Source organism: Pelobacter propionicus DSM 2379, from assembly GCF_000015045.1.
Taxonomy (GTDB): domain Bacteria; phylum Desulfobacterota; class Desulfuromonadia; order Geobacterales; family Pseudopelobacteraceae; genus Pseudopelobacter; species Pseudopelobacter propionicus.
The window spans coordinates 2,890,001-2,907,935 of the sequence record NC_008609.1 but is presented as its reverse complement, the minus strand read 5'-3'; the positions used below and the strand labels follow the sequence as shown (position 1 = coordinate 2,907,935).

Here is a 17,935-nt window from a genome sequence, read left to right as displayed (position 1 = left end):
GATCCGATGAGGGCGTAAAAGATGGAGGCTTGAGATGCCACGAGATAACAAAAAGGGTTAGCAAAAACTTGCTAACCCTTTGATTTTGTTGGAGGCGACGAGCGGATTTGAACCGCTGAATAAAGGTTTTGCAGACCTCTGCCTTACCACTTGGCTACGTCGCCGTATATTGAGAGTGCTGTTTATATATAATTCACCCCTGTTCTGTCAATCCCTTTTTGTCCAGTCAGGATTCCGGCATTGCCATGAGCTTGATAACAGGTGTTTTTCAGGCAAATGAGGGAGATGCTATTTGAACTTGATGGCCACTCCGGTGGCGCGATACTCTGTGGTCGGTATGACCAGATAGGTGATGCTGCGACCGGAAACTTCCGGCAGTATGACGGCGTCTGCTCCCATTTTTGCCGCTTCGGCACGGATCGCGCTGTAGCCCCATTCACGTATGTCGGGAGTCGGCATGGGGTCGACGATTCCGTATACCTCGCGGGTGATCTGAATCCTGCCGATGGTTGTGTAGGGACGGATGAGTTCGTCCTGGGAGAGGATGGGGGGGGCGTTGCCCGGGAGAGGGGTGTTGACCGTCAGCATGGCGCATCCGCCGAACAGGAAAGCCAGAAACAGAAGAGAGACGAGGGTGAGCGGTTTGCGTGGTCTGGGCATCGTGGGATCTCCCTTTGGTGTTCATATTTCCTTCTGGACAGCTGTTGAACCGCATGCTAGTATTTCGCGCTTTATATGGCAACAGTTTAAATGTCGTTATTATTTTAACACATAAATATCAGGGGAGTAGGGAAGATGTCAGGTCATAATAAATGGAGCACGATCAAGCACAAGAAGGGTGCTGCCGACGCCAAGCGCGGCAAGGTTTTTACTAAGCTCATCAAGGAAATTTCCGTTGCGGCAAAGCTGGGGGGCGGTGACCCGGCGGCCAACCCGCGTCTTCGCACGGCGGTTGACAAGGCCAAGGCCGAGAACATGCCCAAGGACAACATCGAGCGCGCCATCAAGAAGGGCGCCGGCGGTATGGAAGGCGTTACCTACGAGGAGATCGTCTACGAGGGGTACGGTCCCGGCGGCGCCGCCGTGCTGGTGGAGGTCATGACCGACAATCGCAACCGCTCCGTTTCCGAGATTCGCAGTATCTTTACCAAGGCCAACGGCAACATGGGCGAGGCGGGGTGCGTCGCCTGGATGTTCAGCAAGAAGGGACTGATCACCTTCGACAAGGGGCTTGATTTTGAACAGCTCTTCGAGGCAGCCATTGAGGCTGGCGCCGAGGACGTGAGTGAAGAGGATGAACAGTTCGAGGTGACCACCGATCCGTCCAGCTTCATTGAGGTGCGCGAGGCGCTGGTGGCCAAGGGATTCTCCTTTGCCAATGCAGAGGTAACCATGATCCCCCAGACCATGGTAGCCCTGGAAGGGAAGCAGGCCGAGAGTATGCTCAAGCTGATGGACAAACTGGAGGACAACGACGACGTTCAGAACGTGTACTCCAATTTCGACATCTCGGCCGATGAGATGGAAAAGATGATGTAGGCCAGGGCGAGAGGGGGCGCGGTGGACACATTCTCCATGGCCGCCTCCCTGTTCTTGCCAATGGCTGTCGGTGATCATGAGAGTTCTCGGTATCGATCCAGGATCGCGCATTACGGGGTATGGCATTGTGGAACAGGCGGGAAGTCGCCTTATCCATGTGGATAACGGTGCCATCTTCACCGACAGCGCCTTGGATTTTCCCGGACGCTTGAAGTCCATCTTCGATGGTTTGACCACGGTGATCGCCGAGTATGAACCGGATGAGGTCGCGGTCGAAAACGTTTTTCTGTCGAACAACGCCCAGAGCGCCCTGAAGCTGGGCCAGGCACGTGGGGCGGCCATTGTGGCTGCCGTCCACGCCGGCCTGCCGGTGGCCGAATATACGGCGCTGCAGGTGAAGCAGGCCGTGGTCGGGCGCGGCAAGGCCGCGAAGGAGCAGGTGCAGAAGATGCTCACTGCGCTTCTGTCCCTTCCCGAAGTCGCCCAAGCCGATGCCTCCGACGCCCTGGCAGTAGCCGTCTGTCATTTGCACTCCCACCACCTTGTCCGCACATCCGCTTCCGCGGTGCCGCATCGCGCGACATCATGGAGGAACTTCAAACCATGATTGCTCTTTTGACCGGTCAGATCGCGCAAAAGTCTCCTGATCATATCATCCTCGATGTGAACGGCGTCGGCTATCGGGTGCAGATACCGTTTTCAACCTATTATGACCTTCCCGAAGAAGGAACGGTCAGTCTGCACATACACACCAGCGTGCGCGAGGATGCCATCCAGTTGTACGGTTTCCGCACCAGCCTGGAGAAGTCGTTCTTCCAGCTGCTGCTTTCCGTATCCGGAGTCGGTCCCCGTCTGGCACGGGATATCCTCTCCAATATCCAACCAGCTCAGCTGGCCCAGGCTCTTGGGCAGGGCGATATCCGCATGCTTTCTGCCGTACCAGGCATCGGCAAAAAGACCGCTGAACGCCTGGTTCTGGAGCTGAAGGAAAAGGTGGGCAAGCTGGATCTGTCATCCGTGGTGGTGCCCGAGCCGCGGCAGATGCCGGAGGATGATCTGCTTGAGGATGTGGTCTCGGCGCTTCTTAACCTGGGCTATAAGGAGCCTCAGGTACGCAAGGTGCTGGCTGGTTTGAACCCCGGGTCGGATGCCTCGCTGGAGGGGGTGCTCAAGCAGGCGCTGAAATCCCTGATGAGATAGACGCAGGCGGTTGCTGTTGTTGCATCCGCTTCTGCGGGCTGGAAGCAGGGGTTTCGTTTCGGTCGTGTTGCCGGGCCTTGTGTAATCCCCTTTTTTCTTGACATTAAAAAAGAAAAAGGTAATGTGGTATTACAAGTTGCATTGGTGGCGCTTCAGCTAGGTTGTTGCGTGTGCAAGCCACCGGCTGTTTTGTCCCCAAGCGCTGTTAATAGCATTTTCTTAAAGAATAAACGCCATTGAAAGGTCTGGAGTAGCAATACCCCACATGCATCGAATCCTATGAAATTCAAGCCCATAAAGCCAAAGAAGGTATCTCTTCAGATTGCCGAGCAGATACGGAATTCCATTCTGGCCGGTGATTTCGTTCCCGGCGACAAGCTTCCCCCTGAACGAGAACTTGCCGAGATGTTCGGTGTTTCCCGCCCCTCGGTGCGTGAGGCGCTCAATATCCTCTCAGCCGCCGGAATGGTCATGTCCTACCACGGTGGCGGGACGGTGGTGCTGTCGCTGGTGGATACGGCGGTCGGCAACTTCCTCTCCGAACTGATCCGGGTCCAGCAGGAGCGGGCGCTGGATGTTATCGAGGTGCGCAAAGGGATGGAGTCGTGGACCGTGTACTATGCGGCCCTGCGTGCCCTCCCCGAGGATATCCAGCGCCTGGAGGAGATTGTCATGGGAATGGAGCGCAATTTGGATACGGGGAAGCCGTCCGAGGATCTCGATGCCAACTTCCACGTGGTCATTGCCCGCGCCACCCACAACATCGTCTGGCTGCACCTGATGCAGAGCCTTTTCGATGCCATGAAGGAATTTCAGCAGAGCGTCTGGCGCGCCGTCTACCTCACGCGTGAAGACCACCACCTGCTTTACACCCATCACAGCCGAATCTTCGAGGCGATTCGCCACAGGGATGCGGAGGCTGCCCGTGATGCGATGATTGAGCACCTTACCTTTGCCGAACAGCGCAGCACAGCCTATGTGGCCCGTGCGGCGGCGGAGACTGAGAAATAGGTGTGAGTGACGATCTGTGATTGCCTTGAATGCAAAAAACGCTGAGGCCGGCTCCCCTGGGGAGCCGGCCTCAGCGTTTTTTTGGGGGTGAGGAACACAGCCTGCTCAGGCAGTCGCTTGGCCGCGTAACCTCCTGGTTTCGTAGGCCCTGAGATGCACCTGAACGATGCGCAACAGGGCTGTCGGTCCCATGCCTTCCGGTGCGCGCCGCAGCAGGTCGACGATGACCTGATCGACTTCGATCGGTCCACCCCGTTCGATGTCGCGCAGCATTGATGCCGTCATGGAAGAATCCGTGGCTTGCAGCATCCCCTCAATCCGTTTTGTGAATTTGGGGCCGGGCCCGTGGCCGTTGTGTTCGGCGATCAGGCAGCACTCCCGGAAGAGGGCCTGTGAGATTTCGGCACCGCCAGCAGCGGCAATGTCGCCCAGGGAGGCGCGCATCAGGCAGGTGATACCGGCCAGGGTGGCCAGGAATACCCATTTCTCCCACATGTCTTGCAGTATGGTTTCGCTGGCCCTTGACCCGAAAACAGCGGCTGCCATCAGGGCGGAGATGGTTTCCACCCGTTCCGATCTGGTCCCGTCGCGTTCTCCGAACACGATCAGGTGGGAATCGTTCATGTGCAGAATGGTGCCGCTTGCATCAAGGGTGGCAACGATCTGGCAGAGCCCGCCGAGGACCTTATCCGCACCGAAGCGTGCATCCAGACACTCCAGATGGCGCATGCCATTCAATACCGGCAGGATGACGGTCCGCGGTCCCACTGCGGCGGCGAATGAATCCATGGCCGACTCCAGGTCATATGCCTTGCAGCTCAACAGGACGAGATCATACTGCTCCTTGATCTCTTCGGCTTTCGTGAGATTCGGACGGAGAAGCGCGTCACCGAAGCTGCTCCTGATGGCCAGCCCGGTTCGGGACAGTTGGGCCGCGCGTCGCTCCCTGACCAGAAATGTGACGTCACATCCCGCCTCGGCCAGTCTGCCACCGAAGTATCCCCCCACTGCTCCTGCGCCAACAACCAGTATCCTCATTGCCAGCCTCCTTCATGCACGGAGCGGTCGCGAACCGGCTCCGGTTGTGCCGATACAGGGCGTTACCCCCGTTGCCGGCACTCTTGCTGTAGTGTGTGTAGACGTTTTCCTGATTTTGATGCCAGAAGGTTCGCCGCCGGCCAATCTTTTTGCGCAATCGGCCAGGTGCAGTTGATGGCGTCCGCGCTGGAGGCGGGGAGGTGCAGCGGTTCGGACTCCAGAAACAGTGGCGGATGGATCGTCTGCCTAAGCTCCCGGACGCAGTGCAGCACGGAATGAGAACGCAACCATGGTGATAAGAGTGATGACAAGCCCTGCCAGCAGACCGAGTGGTGAAAAGGACCCTGACACCAACAGCAGGTACAGGATCGCTCCCAGAACCGCCATGCGTGCCACGAAACGAAGTGCTGCGTAGCGCCCCGGATTGGCGGGGAGTACGTCCAGCATTGCCCTGAGTGTGCTGCGCAGCCAGAGGAAATGAACAATGCCAAGGATGCCGCCGGCAAGAACGCTCAGTCCGGTGCTGGGGGAGAAGAGCACCACCCCGGAAAGGGAGAGGGCCAGTAGCAGCGCCATACTCCACCTGACAGGGGTGCCGCAGGAAATGTCCTCACCTGCTGCCGTTATCATCCCTGCGAATCTCCCTGCCCGCGATGACCTGGATGTTCCTGAAACCGGCCGCGATGCCGAAAAAGAGGAAGATATAAAAGAACCAGGGCTTGGTGCCCAGCCAGCGGTCAAGGGTCAGGCCGAACCAGACGCCGATGGCAATCGCCAGGACCACCGATATACCCATGCCGGAAATCATGGCTAGGCTGTGAAAGAGGTTTTGCCTGTCAGGTTTCATGATCCATGACCGAAAAAAACCGTGTGGCACCTGTAATGCTGTTCATCACGAAATCAGTTTGAAGCATCTGGCGGCAGCGCGGATGGTTGCCTCGATATCGGCGTCAGTGTGGGCAGCAGAGACGAAGGCGGTCTCGAACTGGGATGGCGCCAGATAGATCCCCTCGTTGAGCATGGCCTTGAAATATGCCGCAAAAGCAGCGGTGTCGCAGCCTGAGGCTCCGGCCCAGTCGTAGACTTCCTGGCCCGAGAAAAAAGCGCAGAACATGCTTCCCACTCTGGTCGTCTGGATGGGGTATCCCGCCAGTCGAGCGGCATCGGTGATGCCTTCTGCCAGATGGCGGCTCTTCTCTTCCAGGCTCTCGTAGAAACCGGGCTGTTTCAGGAGTGAGAGGGTGGCGATCCCGGCGCTCATGGCCAGGGGGTTGCCTGACAGGGTGCCTGCCTGATAGACGCTTCCCGAGGGGGAAAGCATTTCCATGATCTCTCGCCTGCCCCCGAAAGCGCCCACCGGGAGTCCGCCGCCGATGATCTTGCCCAGTGTGGTCATGTCGGGAGTGACGCCGTAGCGTTCCTGTGCCCCGCCATAGGCCACGCGGAAACCGGTCATGACCTCGTCGAAGATCAACACGATTCCCTCGTTGCTGCAGATCTGACGCAGTCCCTCCAGGAAACCGTCCCGGGGAGGGACGGTGCCCATGTTGCCGGCCACCGGTTCGACGATGATGCAGGCGATGCTTTCGGGGTTGTCCGCTACCAGTTGCCTGACCGAGTCGAGTGAGTTGAATTCGGCCGTCAGGGTGTGTTTGGCAAAATCGGCCGGAACACCGGGAGAGTCGGGAATGCCGAACGTCGCTGCCCCGGAGCCGGCCCTGACCAGCAGAGAGTCTGCATGGCCGTGGTAGCAGCCGGAGAATTTGATGATGTTGTCGCGACCGGTATATCCGCGGGCCAGGCGGATGGCGCTCATGGTGGCTTCCGTGCCGGAACTGACCATGCGGACCATTTCGATGGAGGGAACGGCGTCAATCACCATGTTTGCCAGGGTTATCTCGCGCTCCGTGGGGGCGCCGAAACTGGCGCCACTCCCGGCTGCCTGCCTGACGGCCTCGACGACCTGCGGATGGCAGTGTCCAACTATCATCGGCCCCCAGGAACCGACGTAGTCGATGAATGTATTGCCGTCCACATCGGTGATAGTGCAACCGGATGCAGATTGTATGAAGAGCGGGTCTGAGCCGACTGATTTGAAGGCTCTGACCGGGCTGTTGACGCCGCCGGGAATGGATTGCCTGGCCTGCTGGAAGAGTGCGCTGGAACGGTCCTGTTTCATGGCTGTTCGGTACCTTGGGGGAGTTGGAGTGGGTTGTAGTAATAGTTACTGATACTTGTTCGCAGGATGGTAGCATGCGGGGCGATGATGTCAAGGTTGATGTGATGACAGTGCGCCATGCGCTGGTCTGTTAGTAGGGTCGTGAGTGAGGCCTGGATAGTGGGTGTCGGGAGGGCTCTGTGCCGTGTTGACTGAAAGAAACGGGGGGCCTTACTCGGCCCCCGGTCCGAGGGAGTTATTTCTGGCCCAGGTCTTTCAGTTCCTTGCCCGGGCTGAATTTGGCGGATGTCTTTGCCGCAATCTGCAGTTCCTGACCTGTGGCAGGGTTGCGGCCGATCCTGGCAGCCCGTGTAACTGCGCTGAAGGTGCCGAAACCGGTAAGCGTCACTTTTTCGCCGGCCTTGATCGCTTCTGTCACCGCTTCAATGAAGCCACCAAGAGCTTTTTCCGCCGCGGCTTTGGTGATGTCGCCGCTCTCTGCCATTCTTGCTACAAGCTCTGCTTTTGTCATGATTCCTCCAGTGTTGAGATTTAGCTGTTTTATACCGCATAACAATCGGGCGCTACAAGACAAACTTGTGATCACGCCTCATCGGACTGCGGACGGGAAGATTCTTCAGTCGTGACTGATGGAGCGTGCCCTGTCTGGTGCCGCACTGTTGCCGGGGCCGGCCTTGCAAAATGACAAGCATAAAGCTGCGTACTTACAGTGTGTTGAGGGGGTGAGTGGTGGGATGGTTATCCCGGTTGCCGGTCAGCCAGGCGCTGGGACGCAGGTGCCTGATTAACCGTCAACAGCGGGAAGACGAGGCTGGATGTGTCTGAAACGCTCGTATTTGTCCGTTCCGCCCCCAAGCGGAAGCGTCGTTGTCTGATGGAAAGGAGTCTGGCCAGGGAGGGTCAGCGCTGGTTCCGGTGTCTGCGCGTCTCTCTCTCCGCGAGAATCTTATCAAATGCCTGCTGTTGGTCCGGGCGCAGGAGTTTGCCGATACGCTGCTGGCTCTCCGTCAGCTGGGCCTCTATCGCGGGACGCACGCTGCGGCGTACAAGGCGTATTTTTTCATGGGTCTCATGGATGATGACCTTGACCTGAGCTTGCTGCTGATTGTCCAGGGATAGCTCCGTGCTGAGCCGCTTGACCAGCATCTCCTCCTTGTTGTGACGGGGGGCGCGGAGTGATGTTTCAAAATGCGTTCGGGAAAGCAGGTAGGTTGTAAGCGAACCGCTGCCTGCTCCCAGGATGAAAACCAGTATGAGACCTAAGACCGGTTTGGTTGATTTCATGCTACTCTCCTGTGAGGAAACTTGATTCGGCACTGTCTTCCTGCTCGTCGGTGATGGACGCAAACAGGTCATTTTGCGCAGGGGGGGCGTAGAGGTACGCTCCGATGGTGATAAGCATGGCAACCATGGCGAATGCCGGCACCATCCGCCATGCCAGTGCATACCAGGGAGGGGGGGCGCTGCGCATCTCTCTGATGCGTGCCAGGAGACGGGTTTCGAAATGCTCCTCCCCTGCGCTTGTGTCGACCTCCTCGGCTCGGGCTGCCTCAAAGAGTCGCGCGAGTCGTTCGTCAAGCCTGCTGGTCATCATGCTCCTCCACTATCCGTTTCAATGCCTGCCGAGCGCGGTGCGCCCTTACCTTAACGTTTGATTCGCTCCAACCGGTGGCCGTTGCTATCTCCCGTACGGAAAATTCCTCCAACTCCAGTAGGGTGATTACGAGTCGTTCATCCGCCGTAAGTCGAGAAAGGGCGAAGCGGAGAAAGTTGCGAGCCTGGCGCGCCTCATGGCGGGCCTTTTCGGCATTGTCGCGAATATCATATACCTGGTCATCCAGGCGCAGGGTGATTTTTTCATGCCGTCTGCCGCGAAGTGCGTCGTGGCAACAGCGCACGGTAATCCGGGTCAACCAGTGCTCGAAAGGGGCGTCATTTCGGAAGGATGGCAGGTGTTCGTAAACCTTGAGGAACACAGTTTGGCAGATGTCCTCCTGCTCGTCGCTGTCTCTGGCAAAGCGTGCGGCGAGTCTGAAGACCCGCCGCTTGTGCCTGCCGACCAGTTGGGCAAAAGCCGTGTCATCTCCGGCGCGTACGGCCTTGATTATGCTTTCGTCGGATATCTCGTGCTCCACGTTCCCCATACCGATGCTATCTGTGCTGCCTGTGCTGACCGTGGTGTCGTGCCCCATAGTTCCCCATGTCATCCATCCTGCTGTCGCGTTTTGCCTGAATCTCCTTGAACTTCTGTGCTTGCTCCGGTGTCAGGAGAGCGCGAACCTGGTGACCTGTCTGGGCATGCTGTACCGCCAAGTTGGCCATTATAGCTGCCACTTTGCCGGATTGGGCGCGGATGGCGGCCTCATCGACGCTGTCGGCGTGTATCAATGTCCTCAGTGCGCGCCTCTCCGTGGCTATCTGTCTGATCAGCGGTTCATTTTGTGCGCGACTCTTGGTGCAGATCTCCCGGATATCCTGTTTCTGTTTGTCGGAGAGACCCAGTTCCATCCCCATCTTGTTGTAGTTCCGTCCCGTGGGGGGAGGACATGCTCCTCCGAAAGCTGATGCGGAGAGGGGGGCCAGGCCGATGGTCGTGACGACTGCGGCTATGGCTGCGATGGTTTTTGTAATTCTTTTCATGGTGTTCCTCCTTCGTGTGGTGTGTTCTGTACTTTCAGACGGAGGAAGATTCGAAAAGGTTACACGACTACAGCGCTATCAGGGAACGTTTTTCGTGTCAAGCGCCTGTCTGTTTGGGGGCAATATCGCTTTTGGGGGTGTGGTGCATACTTTTGCTTGACAACAGTCGTTGATGATAGTATTTTCTCCTTCCTCAGCTGTTGAGGAATGCGCTTGTAGCTCAGCTGGATAGAGCAACGGACTACGAATCCGTAGGTCGGGAGTTCGAATCTCTCCAAGCGCGCCAGTTACTATTGAACCTGAGTACCGCATTCTGGGTACTCAGGTTCTTTGTTTTTGCGGAAATTTTCGCTGCGCACGCCATCTTCGTCGGATCACCCACCAGCCTCGCCTGCATGTCATCCACAACAAATTTCTTGAGTAACGGCTTGAGTTACTCCTTTGGCAGCTTGACGGGGAAGTGCCCACCCATGAAGCTTCTTCTGCACCACTCTCGTAAACTGCTTCACCTGCCTGCTGTCGATCCCCCCTTGATCTTCAATGACTTCCTCATTTCCAGAACATTTCCACCATCAGCTTTTCTGTACACCACGGAATCCATCAGTGATCTGATGATGAACAACCCACGGCCGGTTTCGCTGAGGCAATCAGTGTTGAGTCCCGGGATAGGAACCGAGTTTGGATCAAATCCCAGGCCGTTGTCGTACACCCGTACGGCCAGTTCCGTGTCGCTGACAGTGATGCGTATTGTCACATCCTTATCCGGATTGGCAGCGTTTGCGTGTTTTATTGCGTTTGACATGGCCTCGGTCAGTACTACGTTGATATTGTAGGCAAACGCATCTCTGTCATCGGATAGTCCGCTAATTTCCCGGGCCATGTTTTCTCCGAGATTTCCGATTAAACGCAAATAGCGGGTCTGGTTGGGAACCCTGATCTTAATTTCAATTTGGTTCTTCATGGCTTCCCCGTTCATGACGGCGTAAGCTCTAGTAGCTCTCCAGCGCTTCGTCCGTGGTTTGAAATATGTCAAAAACACGGTGCAGGCGAGTCAACTCGAACATCGATCTTACCTGCGTCTGGAGCCCACTGAGCTTGAGCGATCCCTGGCGTGCGGAAGCATTCTTGAATCCGGACACTAGCACGCCAAGGCCTGAGCTATCGATGAAACGAACCTCTTTCAGATCTACAATCAATTCATTTGAGCCTTCCGCGAAAAGCCTGTTCATCTCAGTCTTCAATTCATCGGAATTATGAGCGTCGAGCCGCTCCTCGCGCACAAAAATAACCCTACGCTTTCCGTTCGTTTCTGTCTTAAAGTTCATAGCCTCTCCTTTTATTGTATGTGGTCATTTAACCATTGAACTGCAATCATAAAATCACGTTGGATGTAATCACAGAATCTTTATTACGACCAGGGATATGTCGTCTTGGAATGTATCCAGGCCGGTAAATTCGGTAACGGCGGAGTAAAATGAATCTAGTATGTCCTGCGAGGGAAGGTTGCGAACAGCCTTGAGGTGGCTGCATGTCCTTTCAACACCAAAGCTTGCTCCTTCTGCGTTCGTTGCCTCGGTCAGGCCATCAGTGTAGAACAGCAATACATCGCCCTTCAAGAGTTCTGTGCTCCGTTCTTCAAAGATGACTGAAGGCTTGACTCCGATAATAAGACCCTCCGCATCGAGTTCAATGCAGGCTTCAACTCTCTCGCGACAGACAAGTGGGCGGTTGTGGCCGGCGTTTGCATAGGACAGGCGACCCGTGGCAGAGTTATACTTTGCGTAAAACATGGTTATGAAAAGTTCGGCCCGGGTCAGGTCGTCGTAAAGCTGGCTATTGAGTAGTTTCAGTATTGAAGAGGCATTTTGAGCCGTATTGACGTGGGGGCGAAGAAGCGTCCGGACTTCTGCCATGATCAAGGCTGCTCCAACGCTATGGCCGGACACGTCTGCTATGAGTAGGTCGACAGTATGCTCGTCCCGAAGGAAAAAATCGTAATAGTCTCCTCCCACATGGGTGGCTGAAACGCAGCGCCCAGCCATATCTACGCCAAAAAGATGCGGCGGGTGCTCTGGAAGCAGAGAAATCTGTATCTGCTGGGCAATTTCCATGTCGCGTCTGATACGGGCATTCTGCAGCAAGGCCTGCTCCTTCTGGTTCCGCTCCTTCTCCTTGGCCTGGATTTCACAAGCTATCGTAACCGTTTGCGCCAACTGGCCAGCGAGGCTCTCCAGAAGCCCTATGAACTCTTCCGTAAATAATCCGGGAATGGATTTTGAGAAAACGGATATAATGCCGAGTGGCGTCTCTCCCTTTCGCTGGATCGGTATGTGCGCACACGAAACAATACCGCCTGCCATGGTTCTATTCAGGGGAAACAACGGGTTTTCAAGGAGGGTGTCGTTGATAATAAATGTCCTACGGCTGCGGTCGACGTGGCCATAGTAGGGCTTGCTCTCGTCGAGCCAGTGCAGATCTGGGGGGGAATCGTGGTTTGTTGTCTGGCAGCATTGGAGAGAAAACGTGCCGTCGTCGTCTTTCAGCAGGATTGCGGCGATATCCAGGTTAAATTCTTTCAGTAATAGTAGTAGCAGCTCGTCCATGATGATGTGGAGATCAAGGGTGCGGTTGATGATCTCCGAAGCCTTGATACGTACCGATAGGGCTTCGCGACTCTGGTCAAGGGATGTCTTGACGGTGCTGAAAATGTCGTACACGAGTTCCATGCGTGACCCCATATCGGATAGAAAACTGTCCACAATGGCTCCTGCCGCGGCAACGCCGACGGAACCGGCCAGGGTCTTTTCCGTAAAGCGCTTCAGGTTCGGTAGTTCGAATTCTGATATGTGCCCGTCAACGTCTATCCGGCGGTCACCGATATAGGTTGCAATGGCCTGTTGCGCATCCGCTTCACCGATGAACTTGGCCATGAGCGCGACAAACTGGGCAATGGTTACCGGTTTTGAGAGGCGCTTTGTCTCCGTATGGGTGTGGCGGTGGCGCTCGGGTCTGAATATGTCGATGAACTTGCTGACCTGGTCAATTTCCTGGTCGTCCTGCTGGAGAATCAGCGAACAGGCGATGTAGCTGGCCACATTGAAAAACAGGCTCCAGAAGAGGGCGTGGCTCCACATGTCCATGCCGGAGAGACCGAACAGAGCCGTGGGCTTGAGTAGGGAGATGCCGAACGGGCCGTTATCCAGAATCGCCGAGCGAAGCCCCTCGAATGCAGAAAAAGATGGCAGAAACAGGGTGTAGAACCAGATGAGAAAGCCGAGCAGGGTGCCGACGATTGCACCGGTTCTGTTGCCGCGCCGCCAGTACAGTCCTCCGAGCATGACAGGCACAAACTGGCTGATGGCGGTAAAGGAAATCATGCCCAGGTTGACCAGCATGAACTCGCTGCCCGCAATGAGGTGATAAAAATAGCCGAGGAAAATTACCAGAAAAATGCCGAACCTTTTCAGCTGCAACAATAGATCGGGAAACCAGGTCCGGGGAGTAAAGCGGACAATGACCGGCATGAATATATGGTTGAGCAGCATGGTGGAGATGGTCACGGATTCTACCATGACCATGCCGGCCGCGGCCGACAAGCCTCCCAGGTAGGCTAGCATCGCTATGGTGGTGTGACCGGTCAGCAGTGGAACGCTGAGAGTAAAGAAATCCGCATTGATCGTGCCACCGGTTGTCATGATTCCGCTCAAGGCTATGGGCATGATGAATAGGTTGATCAGGAATAGATACAGTGGGAAAAGCCACATGGCTGTGCTGATGTGCCGCTCGTTGCAGTTTTCGATAACCATGACGTGAAACTGACGCGGGAGTAGCATGATGGCGCCCATGGACATGAACAGCATGGTGAACGGCGGCGTGATTCCGCTTTTGTTTTGTGCGTTGTTAAAGGTGAAAAGAACATTGAATCTTTCTGGGGCGGTCTCGCGAAAGCGCGAAAAGATATCGATAAAACCGTCATACAGATGATAGGTAACAAACATACCGATACCCAGCAGGCAGATCATCTTGATCAATGATTCGAACGCAACGGCTGCTATGAGCCCCTCATGACGCTCTGATGAAACCAGTCTGCGTGCTCCGAACATAATGCTGAAAACCGACAGAATCAGAGGCAGTAACAGCCCTCCTCCAAAGTGGCCTGTCTGTGGTGGTGGGAGGGGAAAGATGTGGTTGCCACTGAAGCCGCTCATGATATGAAAGCTGATGAAAACAGCCCGTAGCTGCAAGGCGATATAAGGCATGATAGCCAGAAGGGAGATTAACGTTACCAGGGCACCCAGGAGTGGTGATCTTCCGTAGCGCAGGCTGATGAAGTCGGCAATGGACGTTATGTTGTTCTCTCTGCTGATCCGTATGATGCGGTGCAACAGGAAAATCCAGGCAAACGCGCTGAGCGAGGGACCAAGATAGATGATGAGATAATCTATGCCGGTTGTGGCGGCCTTGCCAACGCTGCCGTAGAAGGTCCATGACGTGCAATAGACGGCGATGGAGAGAGTGTAGATGTAGGGATTGTCGACGATACTACGGCCGTGTTCTTTGCGGATATGTGCGTACCAGGCGATCAGAAAGATCAGCAGGGTGTAGAGAAGAGATATGAGTGTTGTTTGGAAGATGCCGCTGTTCACGGCTTACGTGTCTCCGTAGCCCGTTTGCCGTTATTCCCGATAGCGAGAGTGAACAGATATATTATGACGATGGATACACCCCATCCGCCAAAAAGGTAGATAAACATGAGCGGAATGTCCAAGATGGTGGCTGGTCTGTTGAAAATTTGGAGAAAAGGGAAGTTAAGCAGTATCACGCCCAGCACAAATAGAATCACCCAGGATTCTCGTAGCTGAAGACGGTGCAGCAATCCGGTGCGAAGTCGCTTTAGCATGTCAGGCGAGCCTCTCGTAGATCGTGCTGCACAGCGTTGCTACCGGTATAATGGTACGTACGGGGATCAGCAGGCCCTCTCCGTTGTCGGGCGCCTCAAATATTCTGCGCTGGAGGTTGAGCAGTTCTGTTCTTCCGTCAGATACCGAGCGGCCTGACGCTGAGCGATCGCTGAGCCTGCGTTTGTTGATTGCCTCACTGCATGAAATAAAAAGTATTACAAAGTTAAATGCGTAGCTTTTTGCCAGGTTGGCAAAAAGCATGCGTGACTCTCTACTGACAAAACAAGCGTCGACGATTACGGAACTCCCGCTTTTGAGTTCTTCCTCAGCCCGTATCAAAAGTTCGCTATAGGTGTCCTGGGTAGTCTGGTCTGAATAGATGCCTTGGCCAAAAGCAACGCGGATTTCTGTTTCAGGGGAAATGCCGGCCATTTGTTTGCGAATAGTGTCGGAGTTGTAACTGGGGATGCCCAGTTCGAAGGAAAGTTGGGCGGCAAGCGTACTCTTGCCGCACCCCATCAAACCGCAGGTAATGAAGAGGGTTGGGCGAAGCCTGCTGCGTTCAATGTAACCACGTGCAAGTCTGAAATATCTAATAGCCCTCGTTATGGCGTTGTTCCGTTGCTGCTCATTCATGTCGGCGTCAATGGAGTGCAGGCTCTCGACTTTGCCCCGGACAAAGGCCCTGTATATCTTGTAGAAGTTGAGCAGGGCGGGGACGAGGTTGTCACCCGAAACGTCACTATAGGTCGCGAGCACTTCCGCAGATAGGTCGTTTCTGTCGCGAAAATCCAGGTCCATAAGCAGAAAAGCCAGGTCCGCAGTGGTGTCGCAGCAGCGGAAGCGCTCACTGAATTCGATGCAGTCGAAGATATAGACCCTTCCACCGGTCAGGCAGATATTCTCGAGGTGGATATCCCCGTCACATTCCCGGATAAAACCGTTATCAATCCTTGCGGCGAAAAGATCGGCATTCTGTTCCATGAACGACAAAACCCATGATCGGATCTGTTGGCGTTCCGGTGCTGGCAGAGTCGAGCTCTCGAAGGGAAGAATTTGCTCAAAATTTTCGATCCAGTTAAATCGAATCCGGTCGGGACGGCCGTATTCCGAGATGGCGGGCGAAGTAGGCAGGGTATGGTGAAACTCGGCTATCACCCGGGCGACATCCCGTATCTCGGCGATCGAGACGGTGTTATTCATTACCAGGCGATCCAGCATGCTTTCCGCCGGTAGACGCTTCATCTTGACGGCGTAGTCGATAATCTGTCCCTGGTCCCGAAAGCTGGCACATCCATTCGTCTGGCGCAGTTCAACTACTCCGATATAGATATCGGGACAGAGGCGTCGGTTGTATCTGATCTCCTCGTTGCAATAAAAACGTCGACGATCTATGGTGGAAAAATTGAGAAAGCCGAGGTCGACCGGCTTCTTAATCTTGTAGGCGTGGCTGTCGGTCAGGAAGATCCATGAAACGTGTGTCTGGAGCAGCTCAACCTTGGTGGTCGTCTCCGGGTATGCGTCAGGTTTCAGAAGTGATTTCAATACGCTTCGCATCATAGGCGCGCCTCATTTTAGCTGAAGAGTAGCATCAAACCACCTCAACCGCAAGCTCTTGAACATCATGATATTCATTTGACGAGGCTATGGTTTCATGTTAGCTTTTGTTATAATTTTTCGAGAAATGGATCGACTTTACAATGAAATACGTCCTGAGCATGCTTTTCTGCGCCACAATGCTTTCCTCATGCGCCACCTTTGGTGAATATGCGCCTTCTACTCCCTCCCTGTCATCTCCTGCTTATGACGCCTACTCCCGAGCCCTGTATCTCTACTCGCGCTCCAGGCTGGCAAGCCTGGAGGGGGAGTATGCCCTTGCCCTGAACTGCCTGCGGGAGGCAATCGAACAGGACCCTTCTTCCGCTTTTCTGTATTCAGCGATGGCCGAGAACAAACTTAAGATCGGCCAGGTTCAGGAAGCTTTGGAGAATATCAACAGGGCCATCAAACAGGACCCGTCCTTTCGTGAGCCATATGTCATGGCCGGCGTTTTGATGGCCTCTGCAGGCAAGGATACCGAGGCGGTCGGTTATCTCCGTACGGCAATCCAGTTGGACCCGTCCAAGGAGGACGCCTATCTTCATCTGGCGGTCTCGTTGACAAGGATGTTTGAATATGAAGAGGCGGTAACTACCCTCAAGTCGCTTGTGAAACAGAACCCCGAATCGGTGTTGGGATACTACTATCTCGGCCGTTCCTATAGCCAGATGAAACTCTATCGCGATGCCGTTGGCTATTTCAAGAAGAGTATTGAGCTTCGCCCTGAATTCAGCCAGGCTGCCATCGACATGGCTGCCTCGTACGAGGCGCTCGGTGACTATACCAAGGCCATTGAAATCTATCACGATCTTCTGGATGAAGACGAGAGTCGTACCGCAGTTCAGCAGCGCCTGATTCAGCTTTTGATCCAGCAGCGCAGGTTTCAGGAGGCTCTTGAGTATTTGAACCAGTCCGCTGGGTCCGGTTTGAGCAGTGCCGAAACCATGAGAAAAATCGGCTTAATCCACCTTGAACTGGAACAATATGACGAGGCCATTGCCGTTTTTAACGATCTGCTGGAAAAAGATCCCTCTGCCCATCATGTCAGGCTCTACCTGGGGGTGGCATATGAGGAAAAGGGGGATCTGGATCGCGCCAAGGCAGAATTTTTGAAAATTCCCTCTGATTCCAGTGTATATACCGACGCCGTAGGCCATATTGCCTTTATCTTTTCGGAAAGAGGCCAAAACGATGCCGCCGTGGATATCCTGAAAAATTCGATTGCGCACAATCCCGCGCAGATTGAGCCATATCTCAATCTGTCTACCATTTATGAGAAACTCGATAAATCCGAAACCGCTTTAAGCTTGCTCCTTGATTGCGAAAAACGCTTTGAGAATGAACCGCGCCTACACTTTCGAATCGGTGTGTTATATGACACGTTGGGCAAAAAACGGGATTCAATTGAACGCATGAAAAAGGTGCTCAGCATCAACCCAAGGGATGCACAGGCTCTCAATTATCTGGGTTATACTTATGCTGAAATGGGAGTGAATCTTGATGAGGCACTGGGATTCCTCAAACAGGCGGTTGAGATCCGTCCAAACGATGGCTTCATTCTGGATAGCCTCGGCTGGATATACTATAAAATGAAGAAATATGATGAGGCTGTCAGATGGCTTGAGAAAGCCAGTCGTCTTGCTGATGATGATTCAACCATTATTGAACACCTCGGTGATGCTTATCTGGCCCAGCGCGATTTTAAGAAGGCCTTAAATGCATATAAGCGGGCGCAGGAGCTTGATCCGAGCCGCAAGGAGCTGACCGAAAAGATTCGCAAGCTCAAAGGGGAGCTGGGTGAACGATGAGGTGGCTCTTGCATTGCGGG

General features: G+C 54.7%; 20 protein-coding genes and 2 tRNA genes (1 of these 22 only partly in view). 7 read left to right on the top strand and 15 right to left on the bottom strand.

Going from position 1 to position 17,935, the window contains the following annotated elements:
* Nucleotides 1–89: 89 nt before the first annotated feature.
* Nucleotides 90–164 (bottom strand) — tRNA-Cys (locus PPRO_RS13225).
* Nucleotides 165–288: 124 nt separating this feature from the next.
* Nucleotides 289–660 (bottom strand): hypothetical protein, encoded by a 372-nt coding sequence (locus PPRO_RS13220; RefSeq protein ID WP_011736530.1) that lies wholly within the window; start codon nt 658–660, stop codon nt 289–291.
* Between the two features lie 135 nt (nt 661–795).
* On the opposite strand from PPRO_RS13220, the gene PPRO_RS13215 reads away from it, so the two are divergent.
* From PPRO_RS13215 to PPRO_RS13200, 4 genes are all read left to right on the top strand, one after another.
* Nucleotides 796–1,539: a YebC/PmpR family DNA-binding transcriptional regulator gene (locus PPRO_RS13215; RefSeq protein ID WP_011736529.1), complete on the top strand. Its 744-nt coding sequence runs from the start codon at nt 796–798 to the stop codon at nt 1,537–1,539.
* Between the two features lie 76 nt (nt 1,540–1,615).
* Complete coding sequence (gene ruvC / locus PPRO_RS13210) at nt 1,616–2,146, top strand: crossover junction endodeoxyribonuclease RuvC (RefSeq protein ID WP_011736528.1); 531 nt, start codon at nt 1,616–1,618, stop codon at nt 2,144–2,146.
* Entirely contained in the window at nt 2,143–2,739 is a 597-nt protein-coding gene (ruvA, locus tag PPRO_RS13205) for a Holliday junction branch migration protein RuvA (protein WP_011736527.1), read from the top strand. Before ruvC ends, ruvA begins: the two co-directional genes overlap by 4 nt.
* A 279-nt stretch (nt 2,740–3,018) precedes the next feature.
* Entirely contained in the window at nt 3,019–3,750 is a 732-nt protein-coding gene (locus PPRO_RS13200; RefSeq protein WP_011736526.1) for a FadR/GntR family transcriptional regulator, read from the top strand.
* 105 nt (nt 3,751–3,855) lie between these two features.
* On the opposite strand, the gene panE is transcribed toward PPRO_RS13200, so the two are convergent.
* The 9 genes from panE to PPRO_RS19625 form a co-directional block, all read right to left on the bottom strand.
* Entirely contained in the window at nt 3,856–4,788 is a 933-nt protein-coding gene (gene panE, locus PPRO_RS13195) for a 2-dehydropantoate 2-reductase (RefSeq protein ID WP_011736525.1), read from the bottom strand.
* Nucleotides 4,789–5,034: 246 nt separating this feature from the next.
* Complete coding sequence (locus PPRO_RS13190; RefSeq protein WP_011736524.1) at nt 5,035–5,418, bottom strand: ATP synthase subunit I; 384 nt, start codon at nt 5,416–5,418, stop codon at nt 5,035–5,037.
* Nucleotides 5,399–5,635 (bottom strand): AtpZ/AtpI family protein, encoded by a 237-nt coding sequence (locus PPRO_RS13185; protein ID WP_011736523.1) that lies wholly within the window; start codon nt 5,633–5,635, stop codon nt 5,399–5,401. The genes PPRO_RS13190 and PPRO_RS13185 overlap by 20 nt, the downstream gene beginning before the upstream one ends.
* 45 nt (nt 5,636–5,680) lie before the next feature.
* On the bottom strand, nt 5,681–6,967 hold the full coding sequence (hemL, locus tag PPRO_RS13180) for a glutamate-1-semialdehyde 2,1-aminomutase (protein WP_011736522.1): 1,287 nt from the start codon (nt 6,965–6,967) through the stop codon (nt 5,681–5,683).
* Between the two features lie 235 nt (nt 6,968–7,202).
* Nucleotides 7,203–7,478, bottom strand: a complete 276-nt coding sequence (locus PPRO_RS13175) for an HU family DNA-binding protein (protein ID WP_011736521.1) — start codon at nt 7,476–7,478, stop codon at nt 7,203–7,205.
* Between the two features lie 389 nt (nt 7,479–7,867).
* Entirely contained in the window at nt 7,868–8,251 is a 384-nt protein-coding gene (locus PPRO_RS13170) for a hypothetical protein (protein WP_041532324.1), read from the bottom strand.
* Between the two features lies 1 nt (nt 8,252).
* Nucleotides 8,253–8,561: a hypothetical protein gene (locus PPRO_RS13165; protein WP_198138276.1), complete on the bottom strand. Its 309-nt coding sequence runs from the start codon at nt 8,559–8,561 to the stop codon at nt 8,253–8,255.
* Nucleotides 8,542–9,174, bottom strand: coding sequence for an RNA polymerase sigma factor (locus PPRO_RS13160; protein ID WP_198138275.1), 633 nt, complete (start codon nt 9,172–9,174; stop codon nt 8,542–8,544). Before PPRO_RS13160 ends, PPRO_RS13165 begins: the two co-directional genes overlap by 20 nt.
* Nucleotides 9,119–9,607, bottom strand: a complete 489-nt coding sequence (locus PPRO_RS19625; RefSeq protein WP_011736518.1) for a Spy/CpxP family protein refolding chaperone — start codon at nt 9,605–9,607, stop codon at nt 9,119–9,121. The genes PPRO_RS13160 and PPRO_RS19625 overlap by 56 nt, the downstream gene beginning before the upstream one ends.
* Nucleotides 9,608–9,816: 209 nt before the next feature.
* Here PPRO_RS19625 and PPRO_RS13150 point away from each other — a divergent pair.
* Nucleotides 9,817–9,893: transfer RNA gene (locus tag PPRO_RS13150), tRNA-Arg, on the top strand.
* A gap of 219 nt (nt 9,894–10,112) precedes the next feature.
* Here the strand turns inward: PPRO_RS13150 and PPRO_RS13145 are convergent.
* The 4 genes from PPRO_RS13145 to PPRO_RS13125 form a co-directional block, all read right to left on the bottom strand.
* A complete protein-coding gene (locus PPRO_RS13145) occupies nt 10,113–10,568 on the bottom strand; it encodes an ATP-binding protein (RefSeq protein WP_011736517.1) in 456 nt (151 codons plus the stop codon).
* Nucleotides 10,569–10,596: 28 nt separating this feature from the next.
* Nucleotides 10,597–10,932: an STAS domain-containing protein gene (locus PPRO_RS13140; RefSeq protein ID WP_011736516.1), complete on the bottom strand. Its 336-nt coding sequence runs from the start codon at nt 10,930–10,932 to the stop codon at nt 10,597–10,599.
* Between the two features lie 69 nt (nt 10,933–11,001).
* Nucleotides 11,002–14,253: a sodium:solute symporter family transporter gene (locus PPRO_RS13135; protein ID WP_011736515.1), complete on the bottom strand. Its 3,252-nt coding sequence runs from the start codon at nt 14,251–14,253 to the stop codon at nt 11,002–11,004.
* A 255-nt stretch (nt 14,254–14,508) separates the two neighbouring features.
* On the bottom strand, nt 14,509–16,068 hold the full coding sequence (locus PPRO_RS13125) for a bifunctional aminoglycoside phosphotransferase/ATP-binding protein (protein WP_011736513.1): 1,560 nt from the start codon (nt 16,066–16,068) through the stop codon (nt 14,509–14,511).
* Nucleotides 16,069–16,208: 140 nt separating this feature from the next.
* Between PPRO_RS13125 and PPRO_RS13120 the strand changes: the two genes are divergently transcribed.
* Complete coding sequence (locus tag PPRO_RS13120) at nt 16,209–17,915, top strand: tetratricopeptide repeat protein (RefSeq protein ID WP_011736512.1); 1,707 nt, start codon at nt 16,209–16,211, stop codon at nt 17,913–17,915.
* Nucleotides 17,912–17,935, top strand: partial view of a peptide-binding protein gene (locus tag PPRO_RS13115; protein ID WP_011736511.1) — the beginning only. The gene runs 1,596 nt beyond the window's last position; only the first 24 of its 1,620 coding nucleotides appear in the window; it begins with the start codon at nt 17,912–17,914; its stop codon lies off the right edge, out of view. The genes PPRO_RS13120 and PPRO_RS13115 overlap by 4 nt, the downstream gene beginning before the upstream one ends.